General features: G+C 72.9%; 17 protein-coding genes. 13 read left to right on the top strand and 4 right to left on the bottom strand.

Annotation, left to right across the window (positions count from 1 at the left end):
- Positions 1-38 precede the first annotated feature (38 nt).
- The 12 genes from ABZ312_RS13455 (at position 39) to ABZ312_RS13400 (ending at position 15,709) form a co-directional block, all read left to right on the top strand.
- Positions 39-1,376: an ABC transporter substrate-binding protein gene (locus ABZ312_RS13455; protein ID WP_500322879.1), complete on the top strand. Its 1,338-nt coding sequence runs from the start codon at positions 39-41 to the stop codon at positions 1,374-1,376.
- Positions 1,376-2,323, top strand: coding sequence for a carbohydrate ABC transporter permease (locus ABZ312_RS13450; protein WP_500322878.1), 948 nt, complete (start codon positions 1,376-1,378; stop codon positions 2,321-2,323). Before ABZ312_RS13455 ends, ABZ312_RS13450 begins: the two co-directional genes overlap by 1 nt.
- A 5-nt stretch (positions 2,324-2,328) precedes the next feature.
- On the top strand, positions 2,329-3,234 hold the full coding sequence (locus ABZ312_RS13445) for a carbohydrate ABC transporter permease (RefSeq protein ID WP_500322877.1): 906 nt from the start codon (positions 2,329-2,331) through the stop codon (positions 3,232-3,234).
- Complete coding sequence (locus ABZ312_RS13440; protein WP_500437654.1) at positions 3,231-4,493, top strand: 6-phospho-beta-glucosidase; 1,263 nt, start codon at positions 3,231-3,233, stop codon at positions 4,491-4,493. Before ABZ312_RS13445 ends, ABZ312_RS13440 begins: the two co-directional genes overlap by 4 nt.
- Positions 4,484-5,500: an N-acetylglucosamine kinase gene (locus ABZ312_RS13435; protein ID WP_500322875.1), complete on the top strand. Its 1,017-nt coding sequence runs from the start codon at positions 4,484-4,486 to the stop codon at positions 5,498-5,500. The genes ABZ312_RS13440 and ABZ312_RS13435 overlap by 10 nt, the downstream gene beginning before the upstream one ends.
- Positions 5,501-5,729: 229 nt before the next feature.
- Positions 5,730-7,118: a GlnX family signal transduction membrane protein gene (locus tag ABZ312_RS13430; protein ID WP_500323052.1), complete on the top strand. Its 1,389-nt coding sequence runs from the start codon at positions 5,730-5,732 to the stop codon at positions 7,116-7,118.
- A gap of 17 nt (positions 7,119-7,135) precedes the next feature.
- Positions 7,136-8,155, top strand: coding sequence for a glutamate ABC transporter substrate-binding protein (locus ABZ312_RS13425; RefSeq protein WP_500359268.1), 1,020 nt, complete (start codon positions 7,136-7,138; stop codon positions 8,153-8,155).
- A 39-nt stretch (positions 8,156-8,194) separates the two neighbouring features.
- Positions 8,195-9,481, top strand: a complete 1,287-nt coding sequence (locus ABZ312_RS13420) for a hypothetical protein (RefSeq protein ID WP_500322872.1) — start codon at positions 8,195-8,197, stop codon at positions 9,479-9,481.
- Positions 9,478-12,105 carry a serine/threonine-protein kinase gene (locus ABZ312_RS13415; RefSeq protein WP_500437652.1) on the top strand — a complete coding sequence of 876 codons (2,628 nt, stop codon included), beginning with the start codon at positions 9,478-9,480 and terminating at the stop codon, positions 12,103-12,105. The genes ABZ312_RS13420 and ABZ312_RS13415 overlap by 4 nt, the downstream gene beginning before the upstream one ends.
- A 5-nt stretch (positions 12,106-12,110) precedes the next feature.
- The gene (locus tag ABZ312_RS13410; protein ID WP_500437650.1) at positions 12,111-13,298 is read left to right on the top strand and encodes a protein phosphatase 2C domain-containing protein; all 1,188 of its coding nucleotides are present in this window, start codon (positions 12,111-12,113) and stop codon (positions 13,296-13,298) included.
- A gap of 53 nt (positions 13,299-13,351) precedes the next feature.
- The gene (locus tag ABZ312_RS13405; RefSeq protein ID WP_500322868.1) at positions 13,352-14,701 is read left to right on the top strand and encodes a vWA domain-containing protein; all 1,350 of its coding nucleotides are present in this window, start codon (positions 13,352-13,354) and stop codon (positions 14,699-14,701) included.
- A 99-nt stretch (positions 14,702-14,800) separates the two neighbouring features.
- Positions 14,801-15,709 (top strand): FHA domain-containing protein, encoded by a 909-nt coding sequence (locus ABZ312_RS13400; protein WP_500323051.1) that lies wholly within the window; start codon positions 14,801-14,803, stop codon positions 15,707-15,709.
- On the opposite strand, the gene ABZ312_RS13395 is transcribed toward ABZ312_RS13400, so the two are convergent.
- Positions 15,690-16,841 carry a methyltransferase domain-containing protein gene (locus ABZ312_RS13395; RefSeq protein WP_500322866.1) on the bottom strand — a complete coding sequence of 384 codons (1,152 nt, stop codon included), beginning with the start codon at positions 16,839-16,841 and terminating at the stop codon, positions 15,690-15,692. The genes ABZ312_RS13400 and ABZ312_RS13395 overlap by 20 nt on opposite strands.
- Positions 16,842-16,903: 62 nt before the next feature.
- Here ABZ312_RS13395 and ABZ312_RS13390 point away from each other — a divergent pair, with 62 nt between their 5' ends.
- Entirely contained in the window at positions 16,904-17,308 is a 405-nt protein-coding gene (locus ABZ312_RS13390; protein WP_500359270.1) for a globin, read from the top strand.
- Here ABZ312_RS13390 and ABZ312_RS13385 read toward each other — a convergent pair whose 3' ends face one another.
- From ABZ312_RS13385 to ettA, 3 genes are read right to left on the bottom strand one after another with little or no spacing between them, the layout of a single operon-like run.
- A complete protein-coding gene (locus ABZ312_RS13385) occupies positions 17,309-18,001 on the bottom strand; it encodes a DUF8010 domain-containing protein (protein WP_500322863.1) in 693 nt (230 codons plus the stop codon). It abuts the gene before it with no gap.
- The gene (locus tag ABZ312_RS13380; protein ID WP_499511938.1) at positions 17,998-18,450 is read right to left on the bottom strand and encodes an acyl-CoA thioesterase; all 453 of its coding nucleotides are present in this window, start codon (positions 18,448-18,450) and stop codon (positions 17,998-18,000) included. The genes ABZ312_RS13385 and ABZ312_RS13380 overlap by 4 nt, the downstream gene beginning before the upstream one ends.
- Positions 18,451-18,457: 7 nt before the next feature.
- Positions 18,458-20,122, bottom strand: a complete 1,665-nt coding sequence (gene ettA, locus ABZ312_RS13375; RefSeq protein WP_500322862.1) for an energy-dependent translational throttle protein EttA — start codon at positions 20,120-20,122, stop codon at positions 18,458-18,460.
- Positions 20,123-20,288 lie beyond the last annotated feature (166 nt).

Raw genomic sequence — 20,288 nt, 5'->3', positions numbered from 1 at the left:
CACCCTCGAACCGCCCGAAGTCCCCCGGAGGAAGCGAAGTGTCCGGTTCCACCAAGACGGCCGCGGCCGCCGTCGCAGCCGCCGCCGCGATAACCCTGCTGACGAGCGCGTGCACGGGCTCCGGCAACAACACCGCAGGCGACGACCCCAGCAAGGACGTGACCATCACCTTCTGGCACGGCTGGTCCGCGCCGAGCGAGGTGAAGGCGATCGACGCCAACGTCAAGGCGTTCGAGAAGGCCCACCCCAACATCCACGTCAAGGTGCAGGGCAACATCACCGACGACAAGATCAACCAGGCGCTGCGGGCCGGCGGCCCCAACGCCCCGGACGTCGTCTCCTCCTTCACCACCGACAACGTCGGCAAGTTCTGCTCGTCCAACGCCTTCGCCGACCTGGACCCGTTCCTGAAGAAGTCCGGCATCGACCCGGCCGCGACCTTCCCCAAGCCGATGCTGGAGTACACCCAGTTCGAGGGGAAGCGCTGCACGCTGCCGCTGCTCGGCGACGCCTACGGGCTGTACTACAACAAGGACGCCTTCAAGGCCGCCGGGATCACCTCCCCGCCGAAGACCCTCTCGGAGTTCAAGGCCGACGCGGTCAAGCTCACCAAGAGCAAGGGCGACTCCTACTCCCAGCTCGGATTCATGCCGAACTTCCACGGCTACGAGTCCACCACCACGCACCTGGCCGCGCAGTGGGGCGCGAAGTACTTCGACGCCGACGGCAAGTCCGGCGTCGCCAAGGACCCGGGCTTCGCGGCCATGTTCACCTGGCAGCAGGACATGGTGAAGGCGCTCGGCGGCTTCAAGAAGCTGGAGAAGTACCGGTCGGGCTTCGGTGACGAGTGGGGCGCCAAGAACCCCTTCCACACCGGCCAGGTGGCCATGGCCATCGACGGCGAGTGGCGGGCCGGCATGGCCGGGGAGGCGGGCACGAAGTTCGAGATCGGCGTCGCCCCCTTCCCCGTGCCGGACGACCAGGCCGACACCTACGGCAAGGGCTACCTGTCGGGCACGATCATCGGCGTCGCCAACACCAGCGCCAAGAAGAACGCCGCCTGGGAGCTGGTGAAGTACATGACCACCGACACCCACGCGGTGGTGAGCTTCGCCAACGCCATCCACAACGTGCCGTCCACGCTGGCCGCGCTGAAGTCCCCGGAGCTAGACGCCGATCCCCTCTTCCGCACCTTCGTGGAGATCGCGCAGAACCCCAACAGCACCACCACCCCCGCGAGCGTCAACGGCGGCACCTACCAGCTGACGCTGCAGGACTTCGGCTACGCCTACGAGGCGGGCAAGCAGACCGACCTGGCCGCCGGCCTCAAGGGCGTCGACGAGCAGGTCGACAAGGACATCGCGCAGGCCCGCTGATGAGCACCGTCCACCCGATGCTGAGGGCGAAGCGCCGCCGCGAGGCGCTTCGCACCCTCGCCTTCCTCTCGCCCTGGTTGATCGGCTTCAGCGTCTTCTTCGCCTACCCGCTGGTCTCGACCGTCTACTTCTCCTTCATGCGGTACGACGGCTTCACCGCCCCCACCTGGAACGGCCTCAAGAACTGGTCGTACGTCTTCAACGACTACCCGTTCTTCTGGCCGGCGCTGCGCAACACCCTGTGGCTGGTCGTCGTCATGGTCAGCCTGCGGGTCGTGTTCGGGCTCGGGATCGGGCTGCTGATCACGAAGATCAAGACGGGTGCGGGGCTGTTCCGCACCGCCTTCTACCTGCCCTACCTGGCCCCGCCGGTGGCCGCGACCATGGCCTTCGCCTTCCTGCTCAACCCCGGCACCGGGCCGGTCAACCACCTGCTGGGCAGCGCCGGGCTGCCGACGCCCGGCTGGTTCAACGACCCGTCCTGGTCCAAGCCCGCCCTCACGCTGCTGGCCCTGTGGGGCATCGGCGACCTCATGGTCATCTTCATGGCGGCGCTGCTCGACGTGCCCAAGGAGCAGTACGAGGCCGCCGAGCTGGACGGCGCCGGCCCCTGGTCGCGGTTCCGCTACGTCACGCTGCCGAACATCTCGCCCATCGTGATGTTCGCCGTCGTGACCGGGGTGATCCAGACGATGCAGTACTACACACAGCCCCTGGTCGCCGGGAAGGTCGCCAGCGGCATCATCGGCGGCTCCGGCCAGCAGTTCGAACCCGGCTACCCGGAGAAGTCCACGCTGACCCTGCCGCAACTGGTCTACAACCTCGGCTTCCAGCGCTTCGACACCGGCTCGGCCTGTGTGATCGCCCTCGTGCTCTTCGCGCTCTCCATGGCCTTCACCGCGCTCCTGATGCGCCGCCGCAGCGGCTTCCTGACGGCGGAGGACTGACACCCATGACGACCCACGCGACCCTCGCCCCCTCCGCCCCGGCGTCCGCCACCGGACTCCCCTCCGGTGCGCGGCGCACCGCGGCCCGCAAGGCGGCGCTGCACTGGATCGCGGTGCACGCCCTCGGCATCGCCGCCGCGCTCTTCTTCGTCCTGCCGTTCGTCTTCGTCTTCCTCACCGCGGTGATGAGCGACAACCAGGCCCTCACCCGCGACCTGTGGCCCAGGACCTGGGAGTGGGGCAACTTCGGCACCGTCTGGGACGCCCCGGGTTTCCTCACCTGGTGGCGCAACACCCTGCTGTACGCGGGCCTCGGGACCGTGCTGACCGTCGTGTCCAGCACGCCGGTCGCCTACGCGCTGGCCAAGTTCCGCTTCCGCGGGCGGAACCTGTCGATGATGCTGGTGATCTCCACGATGATGCTGCCCCCGCAGGTCGTCATCGTGCCCATGTACCTGTTCTGGGCGAAGCAGCTGCACCTGTCGGGCACGCTGTGGCCGCTGATCATCCCGATGGCCTTCGGCGACGCGTTCACCATCTTCCTGCTGCGGCAGTTCCTGCTCACCATCCCCAAGGAGTACACGGACGCGGCGAAGGTCGACGGCTGCGGCGAACTGCGCACGATGCTGAGCGTCGTGCTCCCGATGGCCAAGCCCGCCATCGCCGCGGTGGCGCTGTTCCAGTTCTTCTACTGCTGGAACGACTACTTCGGCCCGCAGATCTACGCGAGCGAGAACCCGGCCGCCTGGACCCTGAGCTACGGCCTGGAGTCCTTCAAGGGCGCCCACCACACCAACTGGAACCTGACGATGGCCGCCACGGTGCTGGTCATGGCACCCGTGATCGTCGTCTTCTTCTTCGCGCAAAAGGCCTTCATCGAAGGCGTGACGTTGACGGGAGTCAAAGGATGAAGCTGGCGGTCGTGGGCGGCGGGTCCACGTACACCCCGGAACTCATCGACGGTTTCGCCCGGTTGCGGGAGACCCTGCCGGTCGAGGAGCTGGTCCTGGTCGACCCCGCCGAGGACCGGCTGCGGCTGGTCGGCGGGCTCGCCCGGCGGATCTTCGCCAGGCAGGGCCACCCCGGCACCGTGACCACCACCTCGGACCTGGACGCGGGCGTGGCCGGGGCCGACGCCGTGCTGCTGCAACTGCGCGTGGGCGGCCAGGCCGCCCGGGCGCAGGACGAGGCGTGGCCGCTGGAGTGCGGCTGCGTCGGCCAGGAGACCACCGGCGCGGGCGGGCTGGCCAAGGCGCTGCGCACGGTGCCGGTGGTGCTGGACATCGCCGAGCGGGTCCGCCGGGCCGCCCCCGGTGCCTGGATCATCGACTTCACCAACCCGGTCGGCATCGTCACCCGCGCCCTGCTGCAGGCCGGTCACAAGGCCGTCGGACTGTGCAACGTCGCCATCGGCTTCCAGCGGAAGTTCGCCGGGCTCCTCGGCGTGGCGCCCGAGGACGTCCACCTGGACCACGTGGGCCTCAACCACCTCACCTGGGAACGCGGCGTCCGGCTCGGCGGTCCCGCCGGCGAGGACGTCCTGCCGAAGCTGCTCGCCGAGCACGCCGACGCCATCGCCGCCGACCTCCACCTGCCCCGCCCGGTGCTGGACCGGCTGAGCGTGGTGCCCTCGTACTACCTGCGCTACTACTACGCACACGACGAGGTCGTGAGGGAGATGCGGACCAAGCCGTCCCGGGCCGCCGAGGTGGCCGCCATCGAGGCGGAACTGCTGGGGATGTACGGGGACGAGACCCTCGACGAGAAGCCGGAGCTGCTCTCCCGGCGCGGTGGGGCCTACTACTCCGAGGCCGCCGTGGCCCTCGCCTCCTCCCTCCTGCGGGACACCGGCGACGTCCAGGTCGTCAACACCCTGAACAACGGCACCCTCCCCCTCCTCCCCGACGACGCCGTCATCGAGGTCCCGGCCACCGTGGACGCGAACGGGACGCACCCGCTGCCCGTCCCGCCCCTGGACCCGCTGTTCGGCGGTCTGGTCGCGAACGTCACCGCCTACGAGGACCTGGCGCTGAGCGCCGCCGTGCACGGCGGGCGCGACCGGGTCTTCAAGGCCCTGCTCTCGCACCCCCTCGTCGGCCAGTACGAGTACGCCGAGGCCCTGACCGACCGTCTGATCGCGCACAACCGGGAGCACCTCGCGTGGGCCTGAACCCTCTCGTCGTCGACGGGGTGCTCGCCGTCGACGCGGGCAACAGCAAGACCGACGTCACCCTCGTCGCCGCCGACGGGACGGTGTTGGGCACCGCCCGCGGCGGCGGGTTCCAGCCGCAGATCGTCGGCACCGAGGCGGCGGTCGAGGTGATCGCGCGCATCGTCGAGCGGGCCGCCGACGCCGCCGGCCTCGCCCCGCGTCCCGGGGAGCCGCTGGTGCGGCACGTCTCCGCGTGCCTGGCCAACGCCGACCTCCCCGTGGAGGAGCAGCAGCTCGAACTTGCCGTCCACGCCCGGGGCTGGGGCGGGACCACCCGTGTCGCCAACGACACCTTCGCCCTCCTGCGCGCGGGCGTCGACGGGCCGCGCGGGGTCGCCGTGGTGTGCGGCGCCGGCATCAACTGCGCGGGCATGCTCCCGGACGGGCGCACGGCCCGCTTCCCGGCCATCGGCCACCTGTCCGGCGACTGGGGCGGCGGGGCGGGCCTGGCCGACGAGGCCCTGTGGTGGGCGGCGCGCGCCGAGGACGGCCGCGGCGGCGCCACCGCGCTCGCCGCCGCGCTGCCCGGGCACTTCGGGCTGACCTCGATGTACGCCCTGATCGAGGCCCTGCACCTGGGCCACCTCGCGATCTCCCGCAAGCACGAGCTGACCCCCGTCCTCTTCGCGACCGCGCAGGCCGGCGACCCGGTCGCCCGGGCCATCGTGGAGCGGCAGGCCGAGGAGATCGTGGTCATGGCCACGGTCGCGCTGCGCCGGCTCGACCTGCTCGACGAGGAGACCGACGTCGTCCTCGGCGGCGGAGTGCTGGCCGCCCGCCACCCCTTGCTGATGGACTCCGTGATCTCTCTGCTGGCCGCCGCGGCGCCCAAGGCCGTCCCCAAGGTGGTGACCTCCCCGCCGGTGCTGGGCGCCGCCCTGCTGGGCCTGGACGCCACCGGCGCGGCGGCGCAGGCGCACGCCCGGCTGCGGGCGCACTACGCATCGGTGGGCTCCGTGTCATAACCGGCGCGCACGCCGGGGGAACCGAACGCCCTCCCCGTGCGTGGTGAGCTGCGAGGGGGCGGCGCGCGGGGGGACCAGGCGGGCGGCGGACGGGCTGTACGGACGGCAAGATCCACGCAATCCCTGGGTGGATGCCGGTGACGACGGCCATACTGCTGGTCATGGGCTCGTCGCGCGTACGCGCGGGGGAACGGGTCGGGGGGAGGGCCGGCAGGTGACACGGACGCCGATGGAGACGCAGTCGCCGACCGTGCGGGCGGACACGCCCGCACCCGGCGGCAGGCGGCCACGGGCATGGGTGGAGCAACTACGGGTGTGGCGCGCCGCGGCCACCACGGAACCGGGACGGCTGCGGATCATCGGGGCGCTGCTGGCCCTGCTCGTCGTCGCCTTCGGCGCGGTGACGGCGTGGCAGATCACCGATCGCGCCGCCGCGGCCGACGACGTGATCCACCACAGCGAGCCGCTGAGCGCCCGGGCCGCGGACATCTACCGCTCGCTCGCCGACGCGGACGCCACCGCCGCCGGCGGCTTCCTCGCCGGCGGCGACGACCCCGCGCAGGACCGCGAGCGGTACACCCGGGACATCGAGATCGCCTCGCGGAACATCGCCGACGCCGCGGCCAGTTCCGAGGACTCCGCCCAGGCGCAGGCCCGCCTGGAGCGACTGAACCAGCGGCTGTCGGTCTACACCGGCCTGGTCGAACGGGCCCGCGCCAACAACCGCCAGGGCTTCCCGGTCGGCGGGGCGTACCTGCGGCGCGCCAACAAGATGATGAGCGAGGAGATCCTCCCGGACGCCAAGCAGCTGTGGACGATCGAGACCGCACGGCTGGGCGAGGACTACCAGGACGCCAAGGCCCTGCCGCTGGCCGCCTGGGGCCTCGGCCTCGTCGCGCTGGTCGCACTGGTGTGGGCGCAGCGGCGCTCGTACCGGCGGACCCACCGGGTGTTCAACCCGGGCATGCTCGCCGGCACGGTGGCCACCGCCGTGGTGCTGCTGTGGCTGGTCGCCGGGCACGGCGTCGCCCGTGCCCGGCTGGACGACTCCTACGCGCACGGCGCGCGGTCGCTGCAGGTCCTCAACGAGGCCCGGATCCAGACCCTGCAGGCCCGGGGCAACGAGAACCTGACGCTCGTGGCCCGCGGCGGCGGGGACGCCTACAGCACGGCGTACGACAAGCAACTGCAGGGCCTGGCGGGCACGGACGCCGACGGGCGGACGGGCCTGCTGGCGCGGGCGCTCGACCTCGCCGACGACGACCAGGGCCGCAAGAGCATCACGTCCGCGATGGAGGCCGCGAAGGCCTGGTGGGGACTGCACGGCGAGGCCCGCGAGAAGGACGACGCGGGCAACTACCTGGACGCCGTGGCCCAGACGATCGGCGGCACGTACGAGAACGGGCAACGGCCCGAGCAGTTCACCGGCTTCTGCTTCGACGAGGTCGACAACAACCTCGCCGACGCCGTCGACCACGAGCAGCAGGAGTTCGAACGGGCGGCCGCCGACGGGCGCGGCGCGCTGGACGGGCTGGTGGCGGGTGCCGCGCTGCTGGCGGTGCTCGGCGCCGCGGGCGCCGTGCTCGGCATCGGGCGCCGGCTGTCGGAGTACCGGTGAGCGGGGGGAGGCGGCTGATGGGACGCCAGGAGCGTGGATGGCGCGTGCGGGGCTGGGCGGCCGTGGTCTCGGCGGCCGCGTTGTGCGCGGCAGCGGCCGCCGGCGCCGCGCTGCCGCTGCAGGACGGCACGTCCGGGGACCGGGACCGGCCCGAGGCACGGGCGGCGGCCACCGGGACGCCGGCCGCCGCGCCGGGGAAGGCCACGGCCGACGACGACTGCGGCGGCCACCCGGAGGCGAGTCTGCGGCCGTCCTCCGCGAGCGGACCGGCGATCGAACGGATCAAGAAGCGCGGCAAACTGGTCATCGGGGTCGACCAGAACGGCTACCGCTGGAGCTACCGCGACCCGGTCTCCCGGAAGATCGTCGGCTTCGACATCGACCTGGCCAAGGCCATCGCCAAGGACATCCTCGGCAGCGAGGACGCGATCCTCTACAAGACCGTGCCGACCGCCAAGCGCTTCGACGCCGTCAACAACCGTGACGTGGACCTGCTGGTGCGCACCGTGAGCATCACCTGCGAACGGATCAAGGAGAAGCACATCGCCTTCTCCACCGCCTACTTCGAGGCGGGGCAGCAACTGCTGGTCCCCCGCCAGGGGTCCACCATCAAGGGGTTCGACTCCTCCGTGGAGGGGAAACGGATCTGCGTCGCCCAGGGGAGCACCGGGCAGGCCGAGCTGGAGAAGGAGAAGGAGCGGCTGCAGCCCCGCGTCCTGCTCGTGGCGAACCAGCTGGACTGCCTGGTGATGCTGCAACTCGGCGAGGCGGACGCCGTCTTCACCGACAACGCGCTGGCCGCCGGCCAGGCCGCCCAGGACCCGGCGGTGCGGCTGGTGGGCACCCCGGTCACCACCGAGTACTACGGCGTGGCGATGAACGAGAAGGACACCGACCTGGTGCGCCGGGTCAACAGGGTGCTGGAGGACTACCGCAGCGGTGGCGCGGACAGTCCGTGGATGCAGGCGTACCGTACCTGGCTGGAGGCGGACCTTCCGGGCATCGAGGGGCCACCGGAACCGCTCTACAAGGACTGACGCCAAGCACGGGGACCGGCGGGAGAGAAGGAAGGTGCGATGGCGGTCGCGGGACCATCCGGACCGGCGATGAGCCGTGAGGACGCCGACCGTGCCCTGGCACGGCTCGGTGACGAGCGGGACGCGATCGAGGCGTCCCTGCTCGCGCTGCAGGACCACTCCGGCCGCAGACTGCTGGAGGGCGCGGCGCTGAGCGGTGCCACCAAGGAGCGCTGGGCCGCGGCCGAGCAGGCCGTCGCCCTGCTGTGGGCGCACTTCGACACGTACACGGAGGCCCTCGTCACCGCCCGGGCCCTGCGCGGCCGGCGCCGCTGGCCCACCCAGAGCGAACTGCGGGAACTGACCGAGCTGCTGCGCGGCTCCGGCGTGACCGTCTCCGGCGGCGCCGTGCCGGAAGCGGCACGGGGCCTGACGGGTCCGGCCCGGCTGAGCGAACGGGTCAGCCTGGAGCAGCTGCTGGCGCGGATGAACGAGTGGTACGCGCAGGTGATGGACGTGGTGTCCGCAGCCGACGCGGTGTGGTCGGCACTGCCCGCGCGCATCGACCTGCTGATCGCGGAGGCGCAGCGGGTCCGTTCGCTCGCCGAGTCCGTCGGGGTGCGCCCCGGCACCCACCCCTCGGGCGACGACCTGGCGGGGATGCTGGACTCGCTGGCGGCGCTGCGCGCCGAGGTGGTCTCCGACCCGCTCGCCTTCTGGTCCGGCGGCCGGCCCGACACCGGGCGCTACGACCGGGCCGGGCGGACCCTGGAGGACATACGGCGTGAGGTCGAGGCCGTGCTGCACGTCCGCGACGACGCCGACCACCGGCTGATGCGGCTGCGGGACGTCCTGTCGCGCGCCGACCGCACCCTCACCGAGGCGCGCAGCGCCCGGGTCGAGGTGCTCGCCAAGATCGCGGCCTCGGAGGTGCCCGCGGTGAGCGGGGCGCCGGTCGCGCTGCACGATCAGCTCTCCGCCGCGGTCGACTTCCGCAGGACCGGCCAGTGGCACCGTCTCTCCCCGTTGCTGGACGGCCTCGAACAGCGCGCGGACGACGAACTGCTGCGCGCCCGCGAGTCGCTGACCGCGGTCACCGCGCCGCTGGCCGTCCGCGCCGAGCTGCGCGGCCGGCTCGACGCGTACCGGGCGAAGGTGGCGCGTCACGGGATGGCGGAGGACCCGCTCCTGATGGAGCGGTACGACCACGCACGGCGTCTCCTGTGGAGCGCGCCGTGCGACCTGCGCGCCGCGGAGCACGCGGTGCTGCGCTATCAGCAGGCCGTTGCCGAGCTGCTGGTGCCGGGGCAGGCGGGACCTGCCGACCACAGGGGGGATGCACGATGAACTGCCAGCGTCCGGGCTGCGACGGGACGATCGAGGACGTCGGCGGCGGTGAGCTGTTCTGCGACACGTGCGGGCTGGCGCCGCTCGCCGCGGCGGCGGGTGCGGCCGCCGGCCCGGGCGGGGGCGGGGGCTCGTCGAAGCCGTCGCAGCCGTCGCGGACCGCGGGGACCGGACCGGGTTCCGCAGCCTCCTCGCGCTCGTCGCGGACCTCGGGCTCGTCCCGCTCCTCGCGCCGTTCGGTGTCGGGGCGGCTGTCCCGTTCGCTCAGCGGCAGCACGAGCGGCGCCGCCTCCGTCTCCGTGCGCAGTTCGCGCTCCGGCTCCAGCGGCCCGACCCGGGGCAAACTGGGCGCCGGCCTGGTGACCGTACCGCCCATCCCCCGGCCGGACCCGGCCGCCGCGGTGCTGCACGACCCGCAGGTCCCCGAGCGGAAGCGGTTCTGCAGCAAGGGCGACTGCGGGGCGCCGGTCGGACGCAGCCGCGGGGACCGTCCCGGGCGCACCGAGGGCTTCTGCACCAAGTGCGGCCAGCGGTACTCGTTCACGCCCAAGCTGCGGGCGGGCGACGTGGTGCACGGGCAGTACGAGGTGGTGGGCTGCCTGGCGCACGGCGGCCTGGGCTGGATCTACCTGGCCGTGGACCGGGCAGTCAGCGACCGCTGGGTCGTGCTCAAGGGCCTGCTCGACACCGGTGACGAGGACGCGCTGGCCGCGGCGGTCTCCGAGCGCCGCTTCCTCGCCGAGATCGAGCACCCCAACATCGTGCGGATCTACAACTTCGTCGAGCACCTCGACCCGCGGGGCGGCACCCTCGACGGCTACATCGTCATGGAGTACGTCGGCGGCAAGTCCCTCAAGGAGATCGCCAACGAGCGCCGCAGCGCCGACGGAAGACGCGAGCCGCTCCCCGTCGACCAGGCCATCGCCTACGCGATCGAGGCGCTGGACGCCCTCGGCCACCTGCACAGCCGCAACCTGCTCTACTGCGACTTCAAGGTCGACAACGCCATCCAGACCGAGGACCGGCTGGAACTCATCGACATGGGCGCCGTCCGCAGGATGGACGACCAGGACAGCCCGATCTACGGGACGGTCGGCTACCAGGCGCCCGAGGTGCCCGAGGTCGGCCCGTCCGTCGCCTCGGACCTGTACACGGTGGCGCGGACGCTGGCCGTGCTCACCTTCGACTTCCAGGGCTACACGAACGTGTTCGCGGACAGCCTGCCGGACCCGGACGGCATCGAGGTCTTCTCCCGCTACGAGTCCTTCTACCGGCTGCTGGTCCGTGCCACCGACCCCGACCCGGGCCGGCGCTTCGGCTCGGCGGAGGAGATGAGCGAGCAGCTGCTGGGCGTGCTGCGCGAGGTCGTCGCGCTCGGCACCGGCAAGCCGCGGCCCGCGCTTTCCACCCTGTTCGGCCCGGAACTGCGGGTAGTCGACACCGAGTTGCTGGCGGCCGCCGAGGACGCCTCCACCCTGGGCGACCGCGGCGCGAACGGTACGAACGGCGACCGCAGGGGCGCCGCGCCCGCCCTGCCCGCCGCGACGGCCGCCGCTCCTGCCCTGCCCCCGTCGCCGGCACCGGTGCCCGGCCCCGGCGGGTACGCCGCGACCGTGCCGGGCACCCCGTTCACCGTGCCCGCCCAGCGGACCGCCCCGCCGGCCCTGGCGGCCGGGCCCGCCGTCTCGCCGCTCGACGTACGGGCCGCGGCGCTCTCGCTGCCCGTGCCGCACGTCGACCCCGCCGACCCCAACGCCGGTTTCCTGGCCGGACTCGCGGCCGCCGCGCCGTCCGAGCTGGTGGCCGCGCTGCAGGCGGCGCCGGTGCGGTCCCCGGAGCTGCGGCTGCGCACCGTGCGCGCCCGGCTCGACAACGACGACGCGCCCACGGCCGTCGAGGAGTTGCGGAGACTGCAGGAGGAGCATCCCGACGACTGGCGCGTGGTGTGGCACCGCGGTCTGGCCGCGCTCGTCACCCGTGACGACGGCACCGCCGCGCTGTCCTTCGACGCGGTCTACGACGCCTTCCCCGGCGAGCCCGCCCCGAAGCTGGCGCTCGGCGTCTGCGCCGAGGTGCTGGGCCAGCTGGACAACGCCGCCGAGTACTACCGGCTGGTGTGGACCACCGACCAGAGCTACGTGAGCGCGGCCTTCGGCCTGGCCCGCGTCCGGCTCGCCGCGGGCGACCGGGCGGGGGCGGTGGCCGCCCTGGAGTCGGTCCCCGAGTCCTCGATCCACTACACGGCCGCGCGGGTGGCGGCCGTCCGCGCGCGGCTGCGTGGACGCGCCCCGCAGGAGCCGCTCCTGGACGACCTGCGTGCCGCGGCCCGGCAGGTCGAGGACCTGCAACGGCTGGGGCTGGACACGCGGTTGCGCGAGCAGCTGACCACCGAGGTGCTGGGCAGCGCGCTGGACTGGGTGCTGGCCGGGCAGCAGGGCGCGGCCGGCGCCCCCTCCGCCGGATCCGCCACGCCCGGGCTCCTGGGCCGGGACCTGGACGAACGGGGGCTGCGCTTCGGCCTGGAACACTCGTACCGGGTACTGGCCCGGCTCGCCGACCAGGGCCGCACAAGGATCGATCTGGTGGAGCGGGCCAACCGCCTCCGCCCCCGGACGTGGGTGTAACCGCCATGCCGCACGAGACCGTTTGCCCGGAGTGCAGCGAGCCTCTGGAATCCGACGACAAGTTCTGCGGCGTCTGCGGCGCCGACCTGTCCGCGCCCCGGCAACCGGACGCGTACGAACTGGCGCCGCCCGACCCCGCCGCCGCCCCCGGACCGCCGGGCGGTGAGCCGGATTCGTACGAGCTGGCCCCGCCGGGGAGGGACACCGACACGCTCGCCTTCGGCCTGGGCACCGCCGACCTGCCCCGGGCGCGGATCACCGATCCGCGGCTGGACCCGTCCCCGGGCGGGACGTCCGCGGCCTCGCCGCGGTGCGTCGCCTGCGGCATGGGCGACGTCGACGGGGACGGCTACTGCGAGCACTGCGGGCACGCACAGCCCCGGCCCCGGGACCACCAGGAGCAGGAGTGCGACGGCGTGGCCGCCGTGACCGACCGGGGCCTGCGGCACCACCGCAACGAGGACGCCTTCGCGCTGGCGACGACCGCGCTGCCCGACGGCACGCCCGCCGTCGTCGCCGTGGTGTGCGACGGGGTGTCCTCCGCGTACCGTCCCGACGACGCTTCGGAGACGGCCGCGGGCACCGCGAGCACCTCCCTCGTGCGGTCCCTCGCCCGCGGCGCCCACCCCGAGGAGGCGATGCGCGACGCGCTGCTCGTCGCCGCCCAGGCGGTGACCGACCTGGCGGCCGAGACCCCCGAGGAGGAGGCCCGGCGCCACCACAACGCGCCCGCGTGCACCTGCGTCAGTACGATCACCTCCGGCAAGACCTTCACCGTGGGCTGGATCGGGGACAGCCGTGCCTACTGGATCCCCGACGACCGCTCCACCCCCGCCTCCCGGCTCACCGAGGACGACTCGTGGGCCGAACGCATGGTGGCGATGGGCCTGATGACCCAGGCCGAGGCGTACGCGGACGAGCGGGCCCACGCCATCACCGGCTGGCTCGGCGCGGACGCCGTGGAACTGGACCCGCACACCGCTTCCTTCGAACCGGACGAACCGGGTGTAGTGGTGGTGTGCACCGACGGACTGTGGAACTACGCGGAGTCGGCCGCGGAGCTGGCCTCCGTGGTGCCCGAGGACGCCCGCGCCCGGCCGCTGACGTGCGCCCGCACGCTCGTCGGGGTCGCCATCGACGGTGGCGGCCACGACAACATCACCGTCGCCGTGCTGCCGTTCCCGGCCGCGTGACCTCTCCCTGATGCTCTCTTCCGAAGGTTGAACAAGCGCAAGGAGCGCACCCGATGGCCAACTTCTCCAAGTCGAACGTGCCGCAGTTCTCCGTCGACATCTACCAGAACGAGTTCCTTCCGGAGGGCGGGCGCGAGGTCAACGCGATCGTCACCGTGACCTCGACCGGCGGCGGCACCACCGGCGGGCTGCCGCTGGCCACCCACGCGCCCGGCGACGTGCCGGGCTCCGCGCCCGGTGCGGCCGTGGTGATCATGGTGGACTGCTCGGGCTCCATGGACTACCCGCCGACCAAGATGCGCAGCGCCCGCGACGCGACCGCCGCCGCCATCGACACCATCCGCGACGGCGTCGCCTTCGCCGTGGTCGCCGGCACCCACCAGGCCAAGGAGGTCTACCCGGCGAACGGCGGTCTGGCCGTCGCCGACCCGGCCACCCGGCACCAGGCCAAGGATGCGCTGCGCCGCCTCAGTTCGGGCGGCGGCACCGCGATCGGCACCTGGCTGCGGCTGGCCGACCGGCTGCTGGCCACCTCCGACGTGTCGATACGGCACGGCATCCTGCTCACCGACGGCCGCAACGAGCACGAGAAGCCGGAGGTACTGCGCGCCGCGCTTGACGCCTGCGCGGGCCGCTTCACCTGCGACGCGCGTGGCGTCGGCACCGACTGGGAGGTCAAGGAGCTGACCGGGATCGCCTCCGCGCTGCTCGGCACGGTGGACATCGTCGCCGACCCGTCCGGGCTCGAGGCGGACTTCCGGCAGATGATGGAGACCGCGATGGGCAAGGAGGTCGCGGACGTGGCCCTGCGCCTGTGGACCCCGCAGGGCGCGGAGATCCGGTACGTCAAGCAGGTCGCGCCGACGGTGGAGGACCTCACCGCCCGCCGCACCGAGGCCGGTCCGCGCGCGGGCGACTACCCGACGGGCTCCTGGGGCGACGAGTCGCGCGACTACCACGTCAACGTGGTGGTGCCGGCGGCCGGCGTCGGCCAGGAGATGCTGGCGGCCCGGATCTCCCTCGTCCTGCCCCAGCCGGACGGCACCGCGCGCGTGCTCGGCCAGGGGCTGGTGCGTGCGGTGTGGACGGACGACATGGCGGCCTCCACGCGGATCAACCCGCAGGTCGCCCACTACACCGGGCAGGCGGAGCTGGCCCAGGTCATCCAGCAGGGCCTGGAGGCCCGCAAGCAGGGCGACCTCGACTCCGCGACCGCCAAGCTCGGCCGGGCGGTGCAGCTGGCCAGCGACTCCGGCAACGAGGACACCGCCAAGCTGCTGGCCAAGGTCGTGGACGTGGTGGACGCGGCGACGGGTACTGTGCGGCTGAAGGCCCGGGTCGCCGACGCGGACGAGATGACCCTCGAGACACGTTCGACGAAGACCGTCCGCGTGAAGAAATAGAGCAGCGGGACAGGGCGGGGCAGAGGGGGAGAGCGCGACATGTCGACTTGTCCGAACGGTCACCAGTCCACGACGGACGACTGGTGCGAGGTGTGCGGGATGCGCATGTCCGCGCCACCGTCCCCCTCCGTCCCCGGCCCGTCGTCCGCGCCGCCCACGTACGCGGCGCCGCCGCCGGCGCCCCCGTACTCCGGCGGCTACTCCCCGGGCCACGCGCCCGGTTACGAGCCCGCCCATGAACCGGCGTACGACCCCGGGTACGGCCAGGGCGGGTTCGGCTACGACCCGGACGCCACCGCCGCCGCAGAGCCCTGCCCCAACTGCGGCACCCCGCGCGAGGGATACGCCCAGTTCTGCGAGGAGTGCCGCTACAACTTCGTCACCCAGGCCGGGACGACCTTCGTCCCGCAGGCGCCGCCCTCCTCCCCGGGCTATCCGCCGGACGGGCCGCCGTACCAGCGCTACGAGTCGCAGCGGTCCCGCCCGTCGCAGATCAACCGCCCTGCCGAGCCGCTGGCCCCGGAGTCGGTGACCTCCGGCTCGGGCGACTTCCTGCTCACCCCGCCGAGCCCGCCGGACCCCGGGCCCCCGCAGGCGGGCCCGCGCACCTGGACCGCCGTGATCGCCGCCGACCGGGACTACTTCACCGACATGATGGCCCGCAGCGGCCCCGAGGCACGCGGCCTGTACTTCCCCTCCTACTCCCCCGAGCAGCGGATGCCGCTGGCGGGCCCCCAGGTCACCGTCGGCCGGCGCCGGCACAGCACGGGCGTGGCCCCCGACATCGACCTGTCCCGGGCGCCCGAGGACCCGGGCGTCTCCCACAAGCACGCCGTGCTGGTGGAGCAGCCCGACGGCAGCTGGTCAGTGGTGGACCAGGGCTCCACCAACGGGACCACCGTCAACGGCGGCGAGGACCCCATCGACCCCTTCGTGCCCGTCCCGCTGACGGACGGCGACCGCGTCCACGTCGGCGCCTGGACGACGATCACGATCGTCCGCGACTGACCCCGGCCGTTCCCGGCGCGGGCCGCAGCTCCCAGCGGTGCGGCCCGTCCGGGCGGTCCAGCCAGGTCCACTGGCGGCCCTCCGCCACGCTCATGCCGAAGCGGTCCCGGGGCGGCCGCCCCTGGCCGCGCCACAGGGCGTACGCCTCCTCGACAGCGGCCCACAGGTCCCGCGGCCCGGTGAGCCGGACCGTGCCGTCCCGGGCGGCGTGCGCGGCGGAGCCGTCGGCGGCCGTGACGGTGGGGCCGCCCGGGGTCCAGTGGACCTCGGCGTCCCCGGCGTACAGGCCGAGCAGGAAGCGGAACAGCTCGTCCTCCAGGACCCGCGGCGGGGTGTCGCTGGCACGGCTGCGCCCGGGGGTGCCGTCGGTGCCGGCGGCCGCCCGGCGCGGGGCCGCGCCGGCGCCCCGCAACGAGACGAAGTACGCGGGGGTGTGCAGGAAGCGCCCCTCGGCCCGCTCCGGGCCCGTCACGCGCAGCGCGATCAGCCCGCCCGCGAAGGGCGCGAGGATCAGCCCGCCGGGCCGGCACTGCCGGGGCCACGCCTCCGGCACCGACGGGAGCTCGCAGGTGGCGACGATCCGGTCGTACGGCGCGCGGTCCGGGCAGCCCAGCGCCCCGTCCCCGGTGACCACCGTCGCCCGGCGCCCCGCCGCGGCCAGGTGCGCGCGGGCGGCCTCGGTGATCTCCGCGTCGAGGTCCACGCTGGTCACCGCCCCGGTGCCGAGGCGGTGCGCGAGCAGCGCGGCGTTGTACCCGGTCCCGGCGCCGATCTCCAGCACCCGGTGCCCGTCCTCGACCCGCAGCGCCCCAAGCATGGCGGCCATCAGCGAAGGCTGGCTGCTGGAGGAGACCAGTTCCCCGTCCCGGACCAGGGTGATCAGCGGTACGTCCGCGTAGGCGCCGGACAGCCAGCGGGACCGGCCGCGCGGGTCGGCGTCGTCCGCCGACAGCCGGGTGAACCCTCCGCCGGAGCGGGGCCGGTGGTAGACGGGGACGAACAGATGGCGCGGCACCTCCTCGAACGCGGCCCGCCACCGCGGGTCCGCCAGCCCCCCGGCCGCGGCGATCCGGCGCACCAGCCGGGCCCGCAACGGCACCGCCGCCGCGGCGTACCGGTCGCCATCCGTCATACGACCACTCTGCGACGGTGACCCCCTCCGGACAACGCGGGCCGTCTGAGAGCATGGGAGGCGTGAATGAGATCCCGCGGGGCACCGTCGAGCAGCAGACGTTCTTCGAGTCGGTCGGCGGCGAGCCGACCTTCCGGCGGCTCGTCCGCCGCTTCTACGAAGGTGTCGCCGAGGACCCGGTCCTGCGCCCCATGTACCCGGAGGAGGACCTCGGGCCCGCAGAGGAGCGCATGAGGCTCTTCCTCATGCAGTACTGGGGCGGTCCCCGCACGTACAGCGAGAACCGCGGACACCCCCGGCTGCGGATGCGCCACGCGCCCTTCCGGGTCGACCAGGCCGCCCACGACGCCTGGCTGCGGCGCATGCGGACCGCGGTGGACGAGCTGGAACTGGAGCCCGACCACGAGCGGCAGCTGTGGGACTACCTGGTCTACGCGGCGGCGTCGATGGTGAACACCGCGGGATGATCACACCGGACTGACCGACAGCCCCGGCGCCCCGCGCCGGACCGCGACCGAGCCGTACGGCGTGCGCAGCCGCAGCCACGGCCCCACCGTGAGCAGCTCCACCGCCGGCCGGCCGCCCGCACGCGGTGCCGGGACGGGGGTGCGCACCGGGCGGAGGAAGCCCAGCGCGTGGGCGGCGTGGACCACCCGCAGCGGCAGGCCGGTGACGCCGAGCTGCCGGGACCAGATGTCGTCGGCGATGGCGTCCAGCTCCGCGCGGGTGCGGCTTTCCGGCCGCAGTGCCTCACTGCGGTCGCGGAACTCGGTCACCGCGGCGGCGGCCACGGCGCGCACGTCCTCCTCGGACGGCAGGCCCCGCACCCGCTCCCAGCCGCCGCGCGGCGGGAGCAGTCCTGCCCAGGCCGGCCCGGTGACGGCCGCGGGCACGGCGAACGTGCCCGTCACCTCGTCGATGCCGTCGAGCAACTGCCCGGCCGAGACGGTCGAGTCCAGATCGCCGGCGGCCCCGTCCAGCTCGGCCGTGCGGACGGCCAGGACCCCGCCGCCGAACGGCGGCTGCCCGAACACGGCGAGCACCGTGCCCGAGGCGCGCAGCCGGACGACGGCGGCCTTGTCCCAGCGCAGCAGCCGGGCCAGGAAGGCGGCGAAACCGTCCGCCTCCCTGGCATCGGCGAGTCGCAGGGGTGCCGTCATGCGGCGACGGCCCCCTTGCCGGCGTCACCGGGCGAGCCCGCGCTGTCGTCGAAGTACCCCTCGAGGAAGGACCGCTCCTCCGCCGTGATCCGGCGCGGCCGGCCCTTCTCGAGGTCGTACGGCACCACGATCGTGGAGGCGCGCACGTAGACCGCCTCCGCGTCCTTGACCTCGTACGCGACGGTCAGTGAGGCGGCCCCCACCTTGGTCACCCACGTCTCCACCGTCACCGGCTCGTGCCGGTGCACCAGCGGGCGCAGGTAGTCGATCTCGTGGCGGGCGACGACCGACCCGCCCGTGAACGACTCGCTGCCCTCCCCGGGCGCCAGCCGGAACATGAAGTCGATCCGGGCCTCCTCCAGGTAGCGGAGGAAGACCACGTTGTTGACGTGCCCGAAGGCGTCCATGTCCGACCAGCGCAGCGGGCAGCGGTAGATGTGCCGGGCCATCTCCCGCTCAGCCCCGGGTGAGCTTCTTGTAGGTGGCGCGGTGCGGCCGGGCCGCGTCCGGGCCGAGGCGCTCGACCTTGTTCTTCTCGTACGACTCGAAGTTGCCCTCGAACCAGAACCACTTGGAGTCGCCCTCGTAGGCGAGGATGTGGGTGGCCACCCGGTCCAGGAACCAGCGGTCGTGGGAGACGACCACGGCGCAGCCGGGGAAGTCCAGCAGCGCGTTCTCCAGCGAGGACAGGGTCTCGACGTCGAGGTCGTTGGTCGGCTCGTCGAGGAGCAGCAGGTTGCCGCCCTGCTTGAGGGTGAGCGCCAGGTTGAGGCGGTTGCGCTCACCGCCGGACAGGATGCCGGCCGGCTTCTGCTGGTCCGGGCCCTTGAAGCCGAAGGCGCTGACGTACGCGCGGGACGGCATCTCGACCTGGCCGACGTTGATGTAGTCCAGCTCGTCCGACACGACCGCCCAGAGGGTCTTCTTGGGGTCGATGTTGGCGCGGGTCTGGTCGACGTAGGAGATCTTGACCGTCTCGCCGACCTTGATCGTGCCGGCGTCCGGGGCCTCCAGGCCCTGGATCATCTTGAACAGCGTGGTCTTGCCGGCGCCGTTGGGGCCGATGATGCCCACGATGCCGTTGCGCGGCAGCGTGAAGGACAGGTCGTCGATGAGGACCTTGTCGCCGAACGCCTTGGAGAGGTTGTTGACCTCGACCACGATGCTGCCCAGACGCGGGCCCGGCGGGATCTGGATCTCCTCGAAGTCGAGCTTGCGCATCTTCTCGGCTTCGGCGGCCATCTCCTCGTACCGGGCGAGGCGGGCCTTGGACTTGGCCTGGCGGCCCTTGGCGTTGGAGCGGACCCACTCCAGCTCTTCCTTGAGCCGCTTGGCGCGCTTGGCGTCCTTCTGGCCCTCGACCTTGAGACGGGACTGCTTGGTCTCCAGGTACGTGGAGTAGTTGCCCTCGTACGGGTAGGCGCGGCCGCGGTCGAGCTCGAGGATCCACTCGGCGACGTTGTCCAGGAAGTACCGGTCGTGGGTGATCGCCACGACGGTGCCCGCGTACTTGGCCAGGTGCTGCTCCAGCCACTGCACGGACTCGGCGTCCAGGTGGTTGGTGGGCTCGTCGAGCAGCAGCAGGTCGGGGGCCTCCAGCAGCAGCTTGCAGAGCGCGACGCGGCGCTTCTCACCACCGGAGAGGTTGACCACCGGCCAGTCGCCGGGCGGGCAGCCGAGGGCGTCCATCGCCTGCTCCAGCTGGGCGTCCAGGTCCCAGGCGTTGGCGTGGTCCAGGTCCTCCTGCAGCTTGCCCATCTCGTCGAGCAGCGCGTCGGAGTAGTCGGTCGCCATCAGCTCGGCGATCTCGTTGAACCGGTCCAGCTTGGCCTTGACCGGGCCCACGCCGTCCTGGACGTTCTCCAGCACGGTCTTGGACTCGTCCAGCGGCGGCTCCTGCAGCAGGATGCCGACCGAGTAGCCGGGCGAGAGGAACGCGTCGCCGTTGGACGGCTGCTCCAGTCCCGCCATGATCTTGAGCACGGTGGACTTGCCGGCGCCGTTGGGCCCCACGACACCGATCTTCGCGCCGGGCAGGAAGCTCAGGGTGACGTCGTCCAGGATCACCTTGTCGCCGTGCGCCTTGCGCGTCTTGCGCATGGTGTAGATGAACTCAGCCAAGAGAAACCGTCCGGCGTTCGATGTGTGGGCAGATACACCCCATCTTGCCAGCCGTCCACCCCTGGGCGGAAACGAGTACCCGGGCGATGTCCCTCACGCTTCCGGCCGGCTCCGCAGGCGCGCCGGAACGGCACACGGGAGTCCGTCTGTCGGTACCGGCGTCTAG

Source organism: Streptomyces sp. NPDC006207, from assembly GCF_040613835.1.
In the GTDB taxonomy this organism is placed as follows: Bacteria; Actinomycetota; Actinomycetes; order Streptomycetales; family Streptomycetaceae; genus Actinacidiphila.
This window is presented reverse-complemented; position numbering and strand designations above follow the sequence as displayed.